Annotated in this window: 17 protein-coding genes; 14 read left to right on the forward strand and 3 right to left on the reverse strand. The window is 71.9% G+C overall.

Annotated features, from left to right (window positions below):
• Window positions 1–108: 108 nt before the first annotated feature.
• The 13 genes from J2S41_RS06500 to J2S41_RS06560 all read left to right on the forward strand — a co-directional run bounded on the left by J2S41_RS06500 (window position 109) and on the right by J2S41_RS06560 (window position 10,546).
• Window positions 109–948, forward strand: a complete 840-nt coding sequence (locus J2S41_RS06500) for a nitrilase-related carbon-nitrogen hydrolase (RefSeq protein ID WP_310364333.1) — start codon at window positions 109–111, stop codon at window positions 946–948.
• A 73-nt stretch (window positions 949–1,021) separates the two neighbouring features.
• Window positions 1,022–2,422, forward strand: coding sequence for a dihydropyrimidinase (hydA, locus tag J2S41_RS06505; protein ID WP_310364334.1), 1,401 nt, complete (start codon window positions 1,022–1,024; stop codon window positions 2,420–2,422).
• A gap of 11 nt (window positions 2,423–2,433) precedes the next feature.
• Complete coding sequence (locus J2S41_RS06510) at window positions 2,434–3,435, forward strand: TIGR03842 family LLM class F420-dependent oxidoreductase (RefSeq protein ID WP_310364337.1); 1,002 nt, start codon at window positions 2,434–2,436, stop codon at window positions 3,433–3,435.
• Window positions 3,432–4,292: an ABC transporter permease gene (locus J2S41_RS06515; protein WP_310364339.1), complete on the forward strand. Its 861-nt coding sequence runs from the start codon at window positions 3,432–3,434 to the stop codon at window positions 4,290–4,292. The genes J2S41_RS06510 and J2S41_RS06515 overlap by 4 nt, the downstream gene beginning before the upstream one ends.
• Before the next feature lie 36 nt (window positions 4,293–4,328).
• The gene (locus J2S41_RS06520; RefSeq protein WP_310364342.1) at window positions 4,329–5,135 is read left to right on the forward strand and encodes an ABC transporter ATP-binding protein; all 807 of its coding nucleotides are present in this window, start codon (window positions 4,329–4,331) and stop codon (window positions 5,133–5,135) included.
• An 83-nt stretch (window positions 5,136–5,218) separates the two neighbouring features.
• Window positions 5,219–5,968, forward strand: a complete 750-nt coding sequence (locus J2S41_RS06525) for an ABC transporter permease (protein WP_310364344.1) — start codon at window positions 5,219–5,221, stop codon at window positions 5,966–5,968.
• Window positions 5,965–7,098: an ABC transporter substrate-binding protein gene (locus tag J2S41_RS06530; RefSeq protein ID WP_310364346.1), complete on the forward strand. Its 1,134-nt coding sequence runs from the start codon at window positions 5,965–5,967 to the stop codon at window positions 7,096–7,098. The genes J2S41_RS06525 and J2S41_RS06530 overlap by 4 nt, the downstream gene beginning before the upstream one ends.
• A gap of 142 nt (window positions 7,099–7,240) precedes the next feature.
• The gene (locus J2S41_RS06535; RefSeq protein ID WP_310364348.1) at window positions 7,241–7,726 is read left to right on the forward strand and encodes a cysteine dioxygenase; all 486 of its coding nucleotides are present in this window, start codon (window positions 7,241–7,243) and stop codon (window positions 7,724–7,726) included.
• The gene (locus tag J2S41_RS06540; RefSeq protein ID WP_310376309.1) at window positions 7,726–8,202 is read left to right on the forward strand and encodes a rhodanese-like domain-containing protein; all 477 of its coding nucleotides are present in this window, start codon (window positions 7,726–7,728) and stop codon (window positions 8,200–8,202) included. The genes J2S41_RS06535 and J2S41_RS06540 overlap by 1 nt, the downstream gene beginning before the upstream one ends.
• Before the next feature lie 36 nt (window positions 8,203–8,238).
• A complete protein-coding gene (locus tag J2S41_RS06545; protein ID WP_310364349.1) occupies window positions 8,239–8,793 on the forward strand; it encodes a winged helix-turn-helix domain-containing protein in 555 nt (184 codons plus the stop codon).
• 72 nt (window positions 8,794–8,865) lie between these two features.
• Window positions 8,866–9,279 carry a hypothetical protein gene (locus tag J2S41_RS06550; protein ID WP_310364351.1) on the forward strand — a complete coding sequence of 138 codons (414 nt, stop codon included), beginning with the start codon at window positions 8,866–8,868 and terminating at the stop codon, window positions 9,277–9,279.
• An 84-nt stretch (window positions 9,280–9,363) separates the two neighbouring features.
• Window positions 9,364–9,993 carry a nucleoside/nucleotide kinase family protein gene (locus J2S41_RS06555; RefSeq protein ID WP_310364354.1) on the forward strand — a complete coding sequence of 210 codons (630 nt, stop codon included), beginning with the start codon at window positions 9,364–9,366 and terminating at the stop codon, window positions 9,991–9,993.
• A gap of 142 nt (window positions 9,994–10,135) precedes the next feature.
• Entirely contained in the window at window positions 10,136–10,546 is a 411-nt protein-coding gene (locus tag J2S41_RS06560; RefSeq protein WP_310364355.1) for a TraR/DksA family transcriptional regulator, read from the forward strand.
• Between the two features lie 52 nt (window positions 10,547–10,598).
• Here J2S41_RS06560 and J2S41_RS06565 read toward each other — a convergent pair whose 3' ends face one another.
• The 3 genes from J2S41_RS06565 to J2S41_RS06575 form a co-directional block, all read right to left on the reverse strand.
• Window positions 10,599–11,522 (reverse strand): exopolyphosphatase, encoded by a 924-nt coding sequence (locus tag J2S41_RS06565; RefSeq protein ID WP_310364358.1) that lies wholly within the window; start codon window positions 11,520–11,522, stop codon window positions 10,599–10,601.
• A gap of 67 nt (window positions 11,523–11,589) precedes the next feature.
• Window positions 11,590–12,336, reverse strand: a complete 747-nt coding sequence (locus J2S41_RS06570; protein ID WP_310364360.1) for a DUF72 domain-containing protein — start codon at window positions 12,334–12,336, stop codon at window positions 11,590–11,592.
• Window positions 12,337–12,536: 200 nt separating this feature from the next.
• On the reverse strand, window positions 12,537–13,544 hold the full coding sequence (locus J2S41_RS06575; RefSeq protein ID WP_310364363.1) for a LacI family DNA-binding transcriptional regulator: 1,008 nt from the start codon (window positions 13,542–13,544) through the stop codon (window positions 12,537–12,539).
• A 61-nt stretch (window positions 13,545–13,605) separates the two neighbouring features.
• Here J2S41_RS06575 and J2S41_RS06580 point away from each other — a divergent pair, with 61 nt between their 5' ends.
• The gene (locus J2S41_RS06580) at window positions 13,606–15,003 is read left to right on the forward strand and encodes a GH1 family beta-glucosidase (protein WP_310364364.1); all 1,398 of its coding nucleotides are present in this window, start codon (window positions 13,606–13,608) and stop codon (window positions 15,001–15,003) included.
• The last annotated feature ends 37 nt before the right edge of the window (window positions 15,004–15,040 follow it).

Consider the following 15,040-nt stretch of genomic DNA (forward strand, 5'->3'; position numbering starts at 1 on the left):
CTCCGCAATAGGCTGTAACAAATTGGCCATTGTCCGCCCGAACCTGTGTCGTTAAAGTCCTACGCCATCGGCATTGGCGAACACAAGACTGCCCTTGGAGGTAAACCCATGGCAGACGTCGTTCGAGCCGCCATCGTCCAGACGAACTGGACGGGCGACAAGGAAAGCATGATCAAAGCCCATGAGGAGTACGCACGGCAGGCCGCCGCGCAGGGCGCCAAGGTCATCTGTTTCCAGGAGCTGTTCTACGGGCCGTACTTCTGCCAGGTGCAGGACGCGGAGTTCTACTCGTACGCGGAGTCGATCCCGGGGCCGACCACCGAGCGGTTCCAGGCGCTCGCCGCGGAGCTGGGCATGGTCATGGTCCTGCCGATGTACGAGCAGGAGCAGCCCGGCGTGCTCTACAACACCGCCGCCGTGGTCGACGCGGACGGCAGTTACCTCGGTAAATACCGAAAGAACCACATCCCGCAGGTGAAGGGGTTCTGGGAGAAGTTCTACTTCCGCCCCGGAAACCTGGGATATCCGGTCTTCGACACCGCGGTCGGCCGGATCGGCGTCTACATCTGCTACGACCGGCACTTCCCGGAGGGCTGGCGCGCGCTCGGCCTGGCCGGCGCCAAGATCGTATTCAACCCGTCCGCCACCAGCCGCGGCCTCTCCGCCTATCTCTGGCAGCTGGAACAGCCGGCCAGCGCGGTGGCGAACGAGTACTTCATCGGCGCGATCAACCGCACCGGCATCGAGGAGCTCGGCGACAACGACTTCTACGGCACGTCGTACTTCGTCGATCCGGAGGGCAAGTTCGTCGGCGAGGTCGGCGACGCGCACAACCCCGAGCTGATCGTCCGCGACCTGGACCTGAGCCTGCTCGACACGGTCCGCGACCGGTGGCAGTTCTACCGCGACCGCCGCCCGGACACCTACGACGGGCTGGTGCGGCCGTGAGCGGCCTCGCGAGCGAACCGGTGGCTCGCTGCGTCCCACGGCGGAACCGCGGCGCAGAGGGTGGGCGAGCGTCATGGCCACGCTGATCAAGGGCGGCTCCGTCGTCTCCGCGACCGGCCGGCACCCGGCGGACGTGCTGATCGACGGCGAGCGGATCGTCGCGCTGTTCGCGCCCGGCACCGGCCCGCAGGACGTGGAGATCATCGACGCGACCGGGAAGTACGTGATCCCCGGCGGCGTGGACGCGCACACCCACATGGAGCTGCCGTTCGGCGGCACGCATGCGTCCGACACGTTCGACACCGGCACCCGCGCGGCCGCGTTCGGCGGCACCACCACGATCGTCGACTTCGCGGTCCAGCGCACCGGCGAGGTGGTGCAGGACGGCCTGGCCGCCTGGCACGCCAAGGCCGACGGCGAGGCGCACGTCGACTACGCGTTCCACATGATCCTCGGTGGCGTGGACGACGACGCGCTCAAGGCGATGGACGTGCTGGTCGCGGACGAGGGGATCACCAGCTTCAAGCTGTTCATGGCGTACCCCGGCGTGTTCTACAGCGACGACGGGCAGATCCTGCGCGCGATGCAGAAGGCCCGCGACAACGGCGCCATGATCATGATGCACGCGGAGAACGGCCCGGCCATCGACGTGCTGGTCCAGCAGGCGATCGCGCGCGGCGAGACCGCGCCGTACTACCACGGCGTGACCCGGCCGGAGGCCCTGGAGGCGGAGGCGACGCACCGGGCGATCCAGTTGGCCAGCGTGGCCGCGGACTGCCCGCTCTACATCGTGCACCTGTCCGCCAGCAAGGCCCTGGAGGCGGTGGCGGAGGCGCGCGACGCCGGCCGCAACGTGTTCGCGGAGACCTGCCCGCAGTACCTCTACCTGTCGCTGGAGGATCAGCTCGGCGCGCCCGGGTTCGAGGGCGCGAAGTGGGTGTGCTCCACGCCGCTGCGGTCCAAGCACGAGAACCACCACCGGGACCTGTGGAAGGGCCTGCGCAGCAACGACCTGGCCGTGGTCTCCACCGACCACTGCCCGTTCTGCATGAAGGACCAGAAGGAACTGGGCGTCGGCGACTTCTCCAAGATCCCGAACGGGATCGGCGGCGTCGAGCACCGCGTCGACCTGCTCTACCAGGGCGTGGTCGACGGCAAGCTGTCGCTGGAACGCTGGGTGGAGACCATCGCCACCACCCCCGCCCGGATGTTCGGCCTCTACCCGCGCAAGGGCGTCATCGCGCCCGGCTCGGACGCGGACATCGTGCTCTACGACCCGGCCGGCCGCACCCGGATCAGCGCCGAGACCCACCACATGAACATGGACCACTCCGCCTGGGAGGGCTGGGAGATCGCCGGGAAGGTCGACACCGTCATCTCCCGCGGCACGGTCCTGGTGCGCGACGGCGAGTACCACGGCCGCAAGGGCCACGGGCGGTACGTCAAGCGCGGACTCTCCACCTACCTGCACTGAGAGGGCGGTACATGGACATCGGTGTCGTCTTCCAATGCGATCCGCCGGCCCGCCGCGTGGTGGAGCTGGCCCAGCGGGCCGAGGCCGCCGGCTTCAGCCACGTCTGGACGTTCGACTCGCATCTGCTCTGGCAGGAACCGTACGTGATCCACTCCCGGATTCTGGCCGCCACCGAGCGGGTGATCGTCGGCCCGATGGTCACCAACCCGAGCACGCGCGACTGGACCGTCACGGCCAGCACCTTCGCCACGCTCAACGAGCTGTACGGCAACCGCACCGTCTGCGGCATCGGCCGCGGCGACTCCGCGGTCCGCACGCTCGGCCTGAAGCCCACCACGCTGGCCGAGCTGCGCGAGTGCGTGCGGGTCATCCGCGACCTGGGCAGCGGCCGGCACGCCACGATCAACGGCAACGACGTGCACTTCCCGTGGATCCCGGACGACGCCGCGCTGGAGGTGTGGGTCGCCGCCTACGGCCCGAAGGCGCTGGCGCTGACCGGCGAGGTCGCGGACGGCTACATCCTCCAGCTCGCCGACCCGGACATCGCGGCCTGGATGATCAAGTCGGTGCGGGACGCGGCCGCGGCGGCGGGCCGCGACCCGGACGCGATCACGTTCTGCGTGGCCGCGCCGGCCTACGTGGGTGACGACCTGGCGCACCAGCGGGAGCAGACGCGCTGGTTCGGCGGCATGGTCGGCAACCACGTGGCGGACATCGTGGCGCGCTACGGCGCGGACGGCGCGGTCCCGCAGGCGCTCACCGACTACATCAAGGGCCGTCAGGGGTACGACTACCGCGAGCACGGCCGGGCCGGGAACAGCCACGCCGAGTTCGTACCGGACGAGATCGTGGACCGGTTCTGCGTGCTCGGCCCGGTCGAGGCGCACCTGGAGAAGCTGGCCCGGCTGCGGGAGCTCGGCGTCGACCAGTTCGCGGTCTACCTCCAGCACGACGACCAGGAGCACACGCTCGCCGAGTACGGCAAGCACGTCATCCCGGCGTTCACCGCATGACCGCATGGTGGCGCACCACGCTCGCGGCCGGCGCCGGGCTGGCCGCGGGCGTCGCGCTCTGGGAGGGCTACAAGGCGGTCGGCGACCCGCGCGGCACCGAGCTGTTCGGCGTCCGGGTGCTGCCCCGGGCGAGCGACGCCGCGATGCCGCACGTGTGGGACGTGCTGGAGCGCTTCGGCCGCGCGGAGCTGACCGGCGGCGACCCGATCTGGCTGGTGGTGCTGGCCGCCTGCCTGTTCACGCTGCGGAACGTGGCGGTCGGGTTCGCGGCCGGCGGCGCGATCGGGATGCTGCTGGCCGTGCTGATGCAGCGGTTCCGGATCGCGGAGCGCGGCCTGCTGCCGTACGTGATCCTGTCCCAGACCGTGCCGCTGATCGCGCTGGCGCCGGTCATCGCGGGCTGGGGCGGGCGGCTGGCCATCGGCCCGTACCCGTGGCAGCCCTGGATGTCCGTCTCCGTGATCGCGGCCTACCTGGCGTTCTTCCCGGTCGCGGTGGGCGCGCTGCGCGGGCTGCAGAGCCCGGCGCCGATCGCGGAGGAGCTGATGCGCAGCTACGCGGCCGGCTGGTGGCGCACACTGTGGACGCTGCGGCTGCCCGCGTCCACGCCGTACCTCTTCCCGGCGCTGCGGCTGGCGGGCGCGTCCGCGGTGGTCGGCGCCGTGGTCGGGGAGATCTCCACCGGCACGCGCGGCGGCATCGGCCGGCTGATCATCGAGTACTCGCGCGAGGCGACCAGCGACCCCGCGAAGGTCTACACCGCCATGATCGGCGCGGCTCTGCTCGGGCTCGCGGTGGCGGGCGCGCTCGCGCTCGCCGAACTCCTCCTGACCCGCCGCACCGCGCCGACGCACTGAACCCCCACCCCGGTACGCCACGGAAGGCGCTTCCCTATGACCGCACCCGAGACGGCCGTGGAGCTGAGCGGCGTCGACAAGATCTTCAACCAGGGCCGGGCCGGTGAGGTCACCGCGCTCACCGGCGTCGACCTGAGCATCGCGCGCGGCGAGTTCGTCGCGCTGATCGGCCCGTCCGGCTGCGGCAAGTCCACGCTGCTGCGGCTGGTCGCGGACCTGATCGAGCCGAGCTCCGGCACCGTCACCGTGGCCGGCAAGCCCGCCCGGAGGGCCCGGCTCGACCAGGAGTACGGCATCGCGTTCCAGCAGGCCGGGCTGTTCGAGTGGCGGACCGTGCTGCGCAACGTGGAGCTGCCGCTGGAGTTGCGCGGGCACGGCCGGAAGGAGCGCCGCGCGCGGGCCGGGGAGATGCTGGAGCTGGTCGGGCTGGCCGACTTCGCGCGGCACTATCCGGCGCAGTTGTCCGGCGGCATGCAGCAGCGCGTCGCGATCGCCCGCGCGCTCGCGGTGCACCCGCCGCTGCTGCTGATGGACGAGCCGTTCGGCGCGCTGGACGAGATGACCCGCGAGCGGTTGCAGGACGAGTTGCTGCGCGTCTGCGCGGCCACCCGGACCAGCACGATCTTCGTGACCCACTCCATCCCGGAGGCGGTCTACCTGGCCGATCGCGTGGTGGTGATGAGCCCGCGGCCGGGCCGGATCACCGGCGTGATCCCGATCGAGCTGGGGGAGCGGACCGAGAGCACGCGCCAGTCGCCCGGGTTCTTCACCGGCATCACGAAGGTCCGCGCGGCGCTGCGCGGCACCCGCGTCCCGGAGGAGACCGTGGGGGCGGAGCGGTGACCGTGCGGGTGGATCACACGCTGGCGGCGGATCCGGCCGGGCCGGCGCGCGGGCGGCGCCGTACCGCGAAAGGGTTGCGGGGTGTGGCTTCCGGGGTCCTTCCGCCGCTCGTCGTGGGCGTCGCCGGGCTGGCCGCGTGGGAGGCCACGGTCACGCTGGGGCGGGTGGCGCCGTTCGTGCTGCCCGCACCGTCCGCGATCTGGGAACAGTTCACCCTCAATCTGGACACGATCATCAAGACCGGACTGGCCAGCGGTACGAACGCGCTGGCCGGCCTGGTGCTCGGCACGGTCGTGGCGCTGCTGGCCGCGATGACGGCGAGCCGGTTCCGGTTCGTCGGCGAGGTGTCCGTGCCGGTCGCGGCCGCGCTCAACGCGCTGCCGATCATCGCGCTGGCCCCGATCCTGAACAACATGTTCTCGGCCACCAGCACCATCCCGCGCCGGCTGGTGGTCGCGATCGTGGTGTTCTTCCCCGTCTTCATCAACACGCTGCGCGGGCTGCGCGAGGTCGACCCCACCCACCGGGAACTCATGGACAGCTACGCCGCGAGCGGCTGGACGTTCACCCGGCTGGTGCGGTTGCCCGGCGCGCTGCCGTTCGTCTTCACCGGGCTCCGCCAGGCGTCCTCCCTGGCGGTGATCGCGGCGGTGGTCAGCGAGTACTTCGGCGGTCTCCAGGACGGCCTCGGCTCGCGGATCACCTCGGCGGCGGCCAACACGGCGTACCCCAGGGCATGGGCCTTCGTGCTCGGGGCGTGCCTGCTCGGACTGGTCTTCTACCTGATCGCACTGCTGGTGGAGCGTTTCGCGACCCCCTGGAGGACACCATGAGGAAACGTCTGTTGATGAGCGCGGTGCTGGCCGCGAGTCTGACGCTGACCGGCTGCGGCACCGCCGACTCCGGCAGCCCGGCGCCGGGTGGCAGCGGCGGGCTGACCCCGGTCAAGCTGCAGCTCCAGTGGTTCGTGCAGGCCCAGTTCGCCGGCTTCCTCGCCGCCGTCGACCAGGGCTTCTACCGCGAGCAGGGGCTGGACGTGCAGATCCTGGAGGGCGGCGTCGACATCGTGCCGCAGACCGTGCTCGCGCAGGGGCACGCCGACTACGCGGTCGCCTGGGTGCCCAAGGCACTGGCCTCCCGCGAGCAGGGCGCCGGGATCACGCAGGTGGCGCAGGTCTTCCAGAAGTCCGGTACGTACCAGGTGTCGTTCGCGTCGTCGAACATCAAGTCCCCGGCCGACCTGCGCGGCAAGAAGGTCGGCAACTGGGGCTTCGGCAACGAGTTCGAGCTGTTCGCGGCCATGACCAAGGCCGGGCTGGACCCGGGCCGGGACGTCACGCTGGTGCAGCAGCAGTTCGACATGCAGGCGCTGCTCGCCGGCGACATCGACGCGGCCCAGGCGATGAGCTACAACGAGTACGCGCAGCTGCTTGAGGCGCGCAACCCGGACACGGGTCAGCTGTACCAGCCGTCCGACTTCACCGTGCTGGACTGGAACACGGCCGGCACCGCGATGCTGCAGGACGCGGTGTGGGCGAGCTCCGAGCGGCTGACCGACCCGGCGTATCAGGACACCACCGTGAAGTTCCTGGCCGGGTCGCTGAAGGGCTGGGCGTTCTGCCGGGACAACCCGGAGAGGTGCCGGGACATCGTGGTGGCGAAGGGCTCCAAGCTCGGCGCCAGCCACCAGCTGTGGCAGATGAACGAGGTCAACAAGCTGATCTGGCCGTCCGCGTCGAGCGTCGGCCTGATCGACGAGGCGGCCTGGAACGCCACGGTCGACCTGGCACTGACCACGAAGAACCAGGACGGCCAGACCGTGCTGACCGCGCGGCCGGAGGGCACCGCGTACACCAACGAGTTCGTGCGGAAGGCGGTCGACTCGCTGACGGCGTCGGGCACGGACGTGGTGGGCTCCGGCTTCACGCCGGCCACGGTGACGCTCACGGAGGGCGGCGCCTAGATCACGGCGCGAGGGGGGCGTTCGGCGCGGTGTGCCGGGCGCCTCTTTTTCGTGTCGGTGTATCCCTATCAAACCTATAGGGTTTATCGTCTACACTCGGCGGTGTTCGGTTTGTTCCGACGAGTTCCGAAGGACCTCAACGATGAGTGCACTTGATCTGGAAGCCCCCGGCCGGGTGAGCCGGCTGCGCGACATCGCCCGGCGCGTCGCCGCCGAGCCGTCCTCGTGGGGCGTGACGCCGCGCTTCGACGCCGCCGCCCGGTGGTACGCGCGGTTGTTCGCCGCCGCCGACCACGAGGCCTGGCTGCTGACCTGGCTCCCCGGGCAGGGCACCGACCTGCACGACCACGGCGGGTCGGCCGGCACGTTCGTGGTGGTCTCCGGCGCGCTCACCGAGGAGACCGTGCACGCGGGCACCGACGGCGCCGTGCTGCGGTCCACGCCGTACACGGCCGGCGACGCGCGCCCGTTCGGGTCGCAGCACGTGCACCGGATCGTGAACACCTCGGCCGAGCCCGCGATCAGCCTGCACGTGTACGGCCCGGCGCTGACCCAGATGACCCGCTACCGGCTGGCGGACGGCGCGCTGCGCGTGCTGGAGATCGACCGCGCGGGGGTGGCCTGGTGATCACGCCCTGGGACGTCTCCGCGCTCACCTGCTGTACCACCCCGCCGCCCGGCTCGCGCGGCATCGCCGAGGTGCTGGAGGAGGCCCGCCGCCGCCTCATCCGGCTGGAGCCCGAGGCCGCGCACCTGGCGGTCCGCGCCGGCGCGCTGCTGGTCGACATCCGCCCGGCCGCCCAGCGCGCGGCCACCGGCGAGATCCCCGGCGCCCTGATCATCGAGCGGAACGTGCTGGAGTGGCGCCTCGACCCGCGCTCCGACGCGCGCCTGCCGTTCGCGGACCGGTACGACCTGCCCGTGATCGTGTTCTGCCAGGAGGGCTACACGTCGTCGCTGGCCGCGGCCGCGCTCCAGGACCTCGGCCTGCACCTCGCCACCGACCTGGCCGGTGGCTTCCGCGCCTGGCGGGGCGCCGGGCTGCCCGCCTTCCCGCCCGCCAACGCGCCCCGCCTGCAACCCAGCTATCAGCCCGCGTCGTAGTCCGGGCTCGTCGTTCGTCGTCCGTAGGAGGAAGACATGTCGGTCATCGCACTCGCCCCCCGTCAGCAGCGGCCCGTCCCCGGTCCCGCCCGTCGCCGCCCGGCCGTGACCGTCACGCTCTCCATCCCGCTGGGCGCCGGGGACAACACCCGCCTGCTGGAGGTGATCCGGGAGCTGGCCGCGCTGGGCGAGGCGCAGGTGTCGGTGCTGGACGCGCCGGCCGAGCCGGTGCTGACCGACCTGGGCGGGCCGGCCGCGGAGCCGGAGCTGCGGGTGGTCGCCGACCCGGCGGAGCTGACCGTCTACTCCGGCTCCCGGACCGTCTTCGTCGGCCCCGAGCCGCTGTTCCTCACCCGGCTCGAGTTCGACCTGCTGCACTTCCTGGCGAGCAACCCGCGCCGCGTCTTCAGCCGGGTGCAGCTGCTCTCCGCGGTCTGGGGCTACGAGCACGCCGGCGTCCGCACGGTCGACGTGCACGTGCGGCGCCTGCGGATGAAGCTCGGCACCGAGATCCCGCTGATCACCACGGTCTACGGCGTCGGCTACCGGCTGGCCGACGACGCGCGGGTGTCCGTGCGGACCGACGGCTGACCCCGCGTTGACGGCGGATAGAAGGGCTATCCATAATCGGATAGTCCGGCTATCCGAAGGGGTCCCGCCGTCATGCACCCGATCACGCTGATCACCACCGGCGTCACCGTCCTCACCGTCGTCACCATCGCGTTCGGCGGCACGTTCGTGCTGCGCGTCGTCACCGGCGGTCAACCCGCCAACGACCTCCAGAGGTCCTTCTTCCGCGCCGGCCACGCACACGCCGGCGTGCTGGTCACGCTCGGCCTGGTCTGTGCCCTGCTGCTGGAGACCGGCGGCGCCGACGGCGCCTTGCGCTGGTCCTACCTCGGCGTGCTCGCCGCCGCCGTGCTCATCCCGGCCGGCTTCTTCCTCAGCGTCCTCGGCCGCGACCCGGCCCGCCCCGGCCCGCCGATCGCCCTGCTCTGGGCCGGCGCCGCCGTCCTCACCCTCGGCCTCCTGCTCACCGGCACCGCCCTCATCGCCACCGGCCTCACCGCGGCCTGAAGGCGGCGGGGAGGTGTTCCCCTAGGGGAAAGGGCAGGGGCGCGGCACAGGTAATCATCAGGTTCGGTTGGCACGATGGGGCGCATGATGATCCGGCCCATCTCCCCGGCGAAGCTGGTGGAGGAGCTCGCCGACCGCCTCGCGGCGGACGCGCCGGGGGAGCGCCTGCGCGTCGCCGTGGACGGTGCGGGGGCGGCCGGTCCGGGGGAGCTGGCAGCGGCGCTGGTCGATCCGCTGCGGGTACGGGGCCGCGCGGCCCTGCACGTGCCCGCTGATGGGTTCTTGCGGCCCGCGTCGCTGCGGTACGAGTTCGGCCGGCGCAACCCGGACGCGTTCTACGAGGGGTGGCTGGACGAGGCCGGCCTGGTGCGCGAGGTGCTGGGCCCGGCCGGTCCCGGCGGCTCCGGCCGGGTGCTGCCCTCGCTGTGGGACGCGACGGCCGACCGGGCCACCCGCGCGCCCTACCGGCAACTCCCCGAGGACGGCATCGTGCTGGTCAGCGGGCCGTTCCTGCTGGGCGGCATGCTCACGTTCGACGTGGCCGTGCACCTGACCCAGTCGGCCGCGGCACTCGCCCGGCGGACGCCCGACAGTGAGCTGTGGACGGTCCCGGCCTTCGCTCGTTATGACGACGAGGTCGCGCCCGCCACGTTCGCCGACGTCGTTGTCCGGATGGACGATCCGCGGCATCCCGCGCTGGTCGAAAATGCGTGATCTTCCCCCGGCGGATCCGGTTTGGAGGACGATTACGCGGGGTACCTGGCCGACCTCACCACAGCGACGGCAGCGGGCTCCTCGTGCGGGGGACGAAGGCCGGGCGAAGTTACGACCCGAAGAGAAGGCAAGAGGGGGGACCATGCTCGTCAACAGCGTCATGACCGGTGGCACCAAGACCGCGCGCCCGGAGCACGAGACCGACCAGATCCGGCAGAGCCTGCAGGACCGGTTCGACGAGCTCAACGCGGAGTACGAGCAGGCGCTGGCGGACAGCCAGGCGCTGCGCCTGGCCGAGATGGATGACGCGGCCGGCGACGACAGCGCGGACAGCGGCACCAAGGTCGCCGAGCGGGAGGCCGCCTCCCTGCTGCTCCAGACCGTGCTGGACCGCCGCGACCAGTTCGCCCGCGCGCTGGAGTCGCTGGACGCCGGCACCTACGGCTACTGCGAGTCCTGCCGCGAGCCGATCGCGGTGGAGCGGCTGGCGATCTTCCCGTCCGCCACCACCTGCGTCGCCTGCAAGAGCAACCGCGAGCGCCGCTCGTTCTGATCCACCGCATGCGAAAGGCCCCGGGAGACCGGGGCCTTTGGATCGTCCTCGGTCAGGCGACGACCGCGCGCGGCGCGCTGCACGCCGTGACGATCTCGTCGAGCACCCGCGCCGCCTCCTCGTGCGGCACCTGGCAGGTCCCGGCCGCGAGGTGACCGCCGCCGCCGTACCGCAGGCAGATCGAGCCGACGTCCACCGGCGAGCTGCGGTCCACGATCGACTTGCCGACCGCGAACACCGTGTTCAGCTTCTGCCGTCCCCAGATCACGTGCACGGAGACCCGCGCCTCCGGATAGAGCGCGTAGACCATGAACCGGTTGCCCGCGTGGATGATCTCCTCGTCCCGCAGGTCCACCACGACCACGTCGTTGGTGATCGTGCTGACCCGCTTGAGCTGTGCCACGAAGAGTTCCGACTGGTCCCGGTAGAGCCGCACCCGCTCGGCCACGTCCGGCAGCGCCAGGATCTGCTCCACGTCCTGGTGGTGCAGGCAGGCGTCGATCAGCTGCATCATGAGCTGGTAGTTCGAGATCCGGAAGTTCTGGAACCGGCCCAGTCCGGTGCGGGAGTCCATCAGGTAGTTGAGCAGCGTCCAGCCGGTCGGCCGGAGGATCTCCTCCACGCTGTACGCGGCAGAGTCCGCCTTGTCGACCGCGTCCATCAGGTCGAACGACAGGTCCGGGAAACGGGCCACGCCGCCGTAGTAGTCGTAGACCACGCGCGCGGCCGACGGCGCGCTCGCGTCGATGACGTGGTTGGCCGGCTTGCCCTCGACCCGCAGCGTCTCGGAGTGGTGGTGGTCGAAGACCAGGTGCGCCTGTGGTGCGTACGGCAGGTTGGTCAGGATGTCGGTCGGCCGGATGTCCACGACGCCGTCCTGCACGTCCTTGGGGTGCACGAAGAGCACGTCGTCGATCATGTCGAGCCGGCGCAGCAGCACCGCGCAGACCAGGCCGTCGAAGTCGCTCCGGGTCACCAGCCGATGCCTCACGTGGGTCCCTCCGGGCCGCTCGCAGTATTCACCACGGCTCCCATCGGCCCGTTCAGTGACGTCCTGAGCGCTTTTGCTCCCTCCTTCCGGCGACCCGGGCGGCCGTCATCGCGTCCCCGACCGCGGCCCCGCCCTGGTCGTTGTTGAGGAACAGGTAGGCGTCGTCGTCACCGAACGTCTCGTCCAGCCGCCGCACCCACGACCCGAGCGCGTCCCGGCCGTAGTGCGGCCACGGCGACGCCCGCCCCTCGTGCAGCCGCAGGTAGCCGAAGTCCGTGGTCCGCCAGCGCGGCGTCAGCGGCCGGCTGCGCCGGTCCGCCCAGCACAGCGCGGCCCCGCGCCGCTCCAGCAGCCGCCGCGTGGCCGGCGTCCACCAGCTCGGATGCCGCGGCTCGACCGCCACCCGCACCCCGCGCGGGAACTGCCGCAACGTCTCGTCCAGCGCGTCCAGGTCGATCTGCAGGTTCGGCGGCAACTGCACCAGCACCGGTCCCAGCTTCTCGCCGAGCGCCTCCGCCCGTCCCATGAACCGCGCCACCGGCTCGGCCGGCTCCCGCAGCCGCTTCACGTGCGTCAGGTACCGGCTCATCTTCACCGCCACCCGGAAGTCCCGCGGGGTGCGCGCCCGCCAGTCCGCGAACGTATCCCGCTCCGGCAGCCGGTAGAACGCCCCGTTCGCCTCCACCGCCCCGAACCGCTCCGCGTAGTGCTCCAGCCAGAGTCGCTGCGGCAGCCGCATCGGATAGAACCGGCCGCGCCAGTCCTTGTACTGCCATCCCGACGTCCCGACGAGGATCACCTTCGGTGATTACCCACAAACCATGATTTTCCCACTCCCGGCGTGGTCACCCCCGCGTGCTCCCGCGGGCACCGGTCGTCGCCGGCGCTCCTCCCTGCCGGTCCCGCGGCGGTCCGGTCCGGTACCCGGGGCCTTCTCGACCACGGATTTCGCCGTGCATCGGCCCCGCACGCCGCCACCGGGCGGGCATGGAACGGGTCTCAGGCCGTGCCGCGGGGGACGAGCCGGGTGGGGAGCGTGATGGGCGGTGGGGGAGCGGTGTCGGGGCTGGATTGGATCATGGAGATGAGGGCCTCGGCCGCGGCGGTGCCGAAGCCGGCGCGGTCCTGGGCGATCGTGGTGAGGCCGGGTGGCAGGAGCGCGGCCAGCTCGATGTCGTCGAAGCCGACGATCGCGAGGTCGCCGGGGACGCGGAGGCCGGCGTCGGTGGCGGCCTGGAGCGCGCCGACCGCCATCTCGTCGCCGGCCGCGAAGACCGCGGTGGGGGGCGTGTCGAGCCGCAGCAGGCGGTGCGTGGCGGCCCGGCCGCTGTCCAGGTAGTAATCACCCTCCACCACGTAATCCGGCGGTAGCGGGACGCCGTGCGCGGCCAGCTCCGCGCGGAAGCCGGCCAGCCGGTCGGCGCCGGGGCCGGGGCGGGACGGGCCGGATATCGTGGCTATCCGGCGGTGCCCGCGGTGCAGCAGGTGGGCGACGGCCTGCCGGGCGCCGCCCGCGTTGTCGGACGTGACGTAGGTGCAGCACGGCCCGGTCAGCGGCAGGTCCAGCGCCACGCAGGGGATGCCGGCGTCGGCCAGGGCGAGCACCGCCGGGTCGCGGCTGCCGTTGTCGATCAGGACCACGCCGTCCAGGTTGTGCCGCCGGACCGCCGCGAGATGCCGGTCGGGCGCGTCCGCGCCGGTGGCGAGCAGCAGCAGGTGCAGGCCGTGCGCGGAGAGCGCGGTCTTCAGCGCGACCAGGATCTCCTGGAGGAACGGGTGCCGCCAGCCGCTGCGCCGGTGGTCGGTGTCCCAGACCAGGCCGATCATGTTCGACTTCTTGGTGGCGAGCGTGCGCGCGGACTCGTTCGGCAGGTAGCCGATCTCGGCGGCGGCGGCCTCGACGCGCTGCCGGGTGGCGCGGCTGACCACCTCCGGCGTGTTGAACACGCGCGAGACCGTGGCGACGGAGACGCCGCAGTGCCGGGCCAGTTCGCGGATCGTCGCCATGACCACCACCTCACCACAGGAAGGCTATGTAACCGGTTTCAGGCAGCGTACCATCGTGCCCATGAGCCTGATGGAGATAGATGAGCGTGAGAAGCCGAGGCTACCGGACGTGCCGGCCGGCTTCGTGTGGGGCACGGCGACGGCCGCGTATCAGATCGAGGGCGGTGCGGCCGAGGACGGGCGCGGGCCGTCGATCTGGGACACGTTCACCCGCGTGCCCGGCGCCATCGCGGACGGCAGCAGCGGCGACGTGGCGTGCGACCACTACCACCGCTGGGCCGAGGACGTGGACCTGCTCGCCGAGCTCGGCGCGGACGCGTACCGTTTCTCGATCTCCTGGTCCCGGGTCCTGCCCACCGGCAGCGGCGCGGTCAACCAGGCCGGGCTGGACTTCTACCGGCGGCTCACCGACCGGCTGGCCGAGCGCGGCATCCGCCCGTTCGTGACGCTCTACCACTGGGACCTGCCGCAGGCGCTGGAGGAGCGCGGCGGCTGGCGGTCCCGGGACACCGCGGAGCGGTTCGCCGAGTACGCGGGCGTGGTGGCGGACGCGCTCGGCGACCGGGTGCACGACTGGATCACGCTCAACGAGCCCTACTGCTCCAGCATCACCGGGTACGCGGAGGGCCGCCACGCGCCCGGCACGCGCGAGGGCCACGGCGCGCTCGCCGCCGTGCACCACCTGCTGCTCGGCCATGGCCTGGCCACCCGGGTGCTGCGCGAGCGCCGCCCGGACGCGCGCGTCGGCATCACGCTCAACCTCTCGCCGGCCGTGCCCGCCAGCGGCGACGAGGCCGACCTGGCCGCCGCCGCCCGGCAGGACCTGCTGGTCAACCGCCAGTTCACCGATCCGGTGCTGGCCGGCGCGTACCCGGCGGGCCTGACCGAACTCTACGACGGCGTCACCGACTTCGGCTTCCGCCGGGACGGGGACCTGGAGATCATCTCCGCGCCGCTGGACTTCCTCGGCGTCAACTACTACTACCGCATCCACGTGGCGGACGCGCCGTTCGCCGAGCCGGACCCGGCGCGGCGCTCCGCGTACGACATCGGGGTCCGCACGTTCAAGCCGGACGGCGTGCCGGTCACCGACCTCGGCTGGCCGATCGAGCCCGAGGGCCTGCGCGCCACGCTCACCGGCCTCGCCGACCGCTTCCCGGCCCTCCCGCCGATCTACGTCACCGAGAACGGCCGCGCCGAGCTGGCCCCCGGCCCGGTCCCGGACCCGGAGCGCATCGACTTCGTCGCCGGCCACCTGGCCGCCGTCCGCGCCGCGATGGACGCCGGCGTCGACGTGCGCGGCTACTTCTACTGGTCCCTGATCGACAACTTCGAGTGGGCGCGCGGCTACGGCCCCCGCTTCGGCCTGGTCCACATCGACTACGCGACCGGCACCCGCACCCCCAAGGAGAGCTTCCACTGGCTGCGCGCCGAACTGCGCTCCCGCCGTACCGGCTGATGGCGTGCGGGTCCTGCTCCTCGTGCGGGGGGAGCAG

The sequence above is a fragment of the Catenuloplanes atrovinosus genome (assembly GCF_031458235.1).
Lineage (GTDB): Bacteria > Actinomycetota > Actinomycetes > Mycobacteriales > Micromonosporaceae > Catenuloplanes > Catenuloplanes atrovinosus.

Bases quoted from the DNA above. Each gene is read 5' to 3' on its own strand.
- J2S41_RS06550 (WP_310364351.1), top strand. From the start codon at position 8,866: ATGCACCCGATCACGCTGATCACCACCGGCGTCACCGTCCTCACCGTC.
- J2S41_RS06580 (WP_310364364.1), top strand. From the start codon at position 13,606: ATGAGCCTGATGGAGATAGATGAGCGTGAGAAGCCGAGGCTACCGGAC.
- J2S41_RS06500 (WP_310364333.1), top strand. From the start codon at position 109: ATGGCAGACGTCGTTCGAGCCGCCATCGTCCAGACGAACTGGACGGGC.
- J2S41_RS06515 (WP_310364339.1), top strand. From the start codon at position 3,432: ATGACCGCATGGTGGCGCACCACGCTCGCGGCCGGCGCCGGGCTGGCC.
- J2S41_RS06555 (WP_310364354.1), top strand. From the start codon at position 9,364: ATGATGATCCGGCCCATCTCCCCGGCGAAGCTGGTGGAGGAGCTCGCC.
- J2S41_RS06545 (WP_310364349.1), top strand. From the start codon at position 8,239: ATGTCGGTCATCGCACTCGCCCCCCGTCAGCAGCGGCCCGTCCCCGGT.
- J2S41_RS06535 (WP_310364348.1), top strand. From the start codon at position 7,241: ATGAGTGCACTTGATCTGGAAGCCCCCGGCCGGGTGAGCCGGCTGCGC.
- hydA (WP_310364334.1), top strand. From the start codon at position 1,022: ATGGCCACGCTGATCAAGGGCGGCTCCGTCGTCTCCGCGACCGGCCGG.
- J2S41_RS06560 (WP_310364355.1), top strand. From the start codon at position 10,136: ATGCTCGTCAACAGCGTCATGACCGGTGGCACCAAGACCGCGCGCCCG.
- J2S41_RS06520 (WP_310364342.1), top strand. From the start codon at position 4,329: ATGACCGCACCCGAGACGGCCGTGGAGCTGAGCGGCGTCGACAAGATC.
- J2S41_RS06510 (WP_310364337.1), top strand. From the start codon at position 2,434: ATGGACATCGGTGTCGTCTTCCAATGCGATCCGCCGGCCCGCCGCGTG.
- J2S41_RS06530 (WP_310364346.1), top strand. From the start codon at position 5,965: ATGAGGAAACGTCTGTTGATGAGCGCGGTGCTGGCCGCGAGTCTGACG.
- J2S41_RS06575 (WP_310364363.1), bottom strand. From the start codon at position 13,544: ATGGCGACGATCCGCGAACTGGCCCGGCACTGCGGCGTCTCCGTCGCC.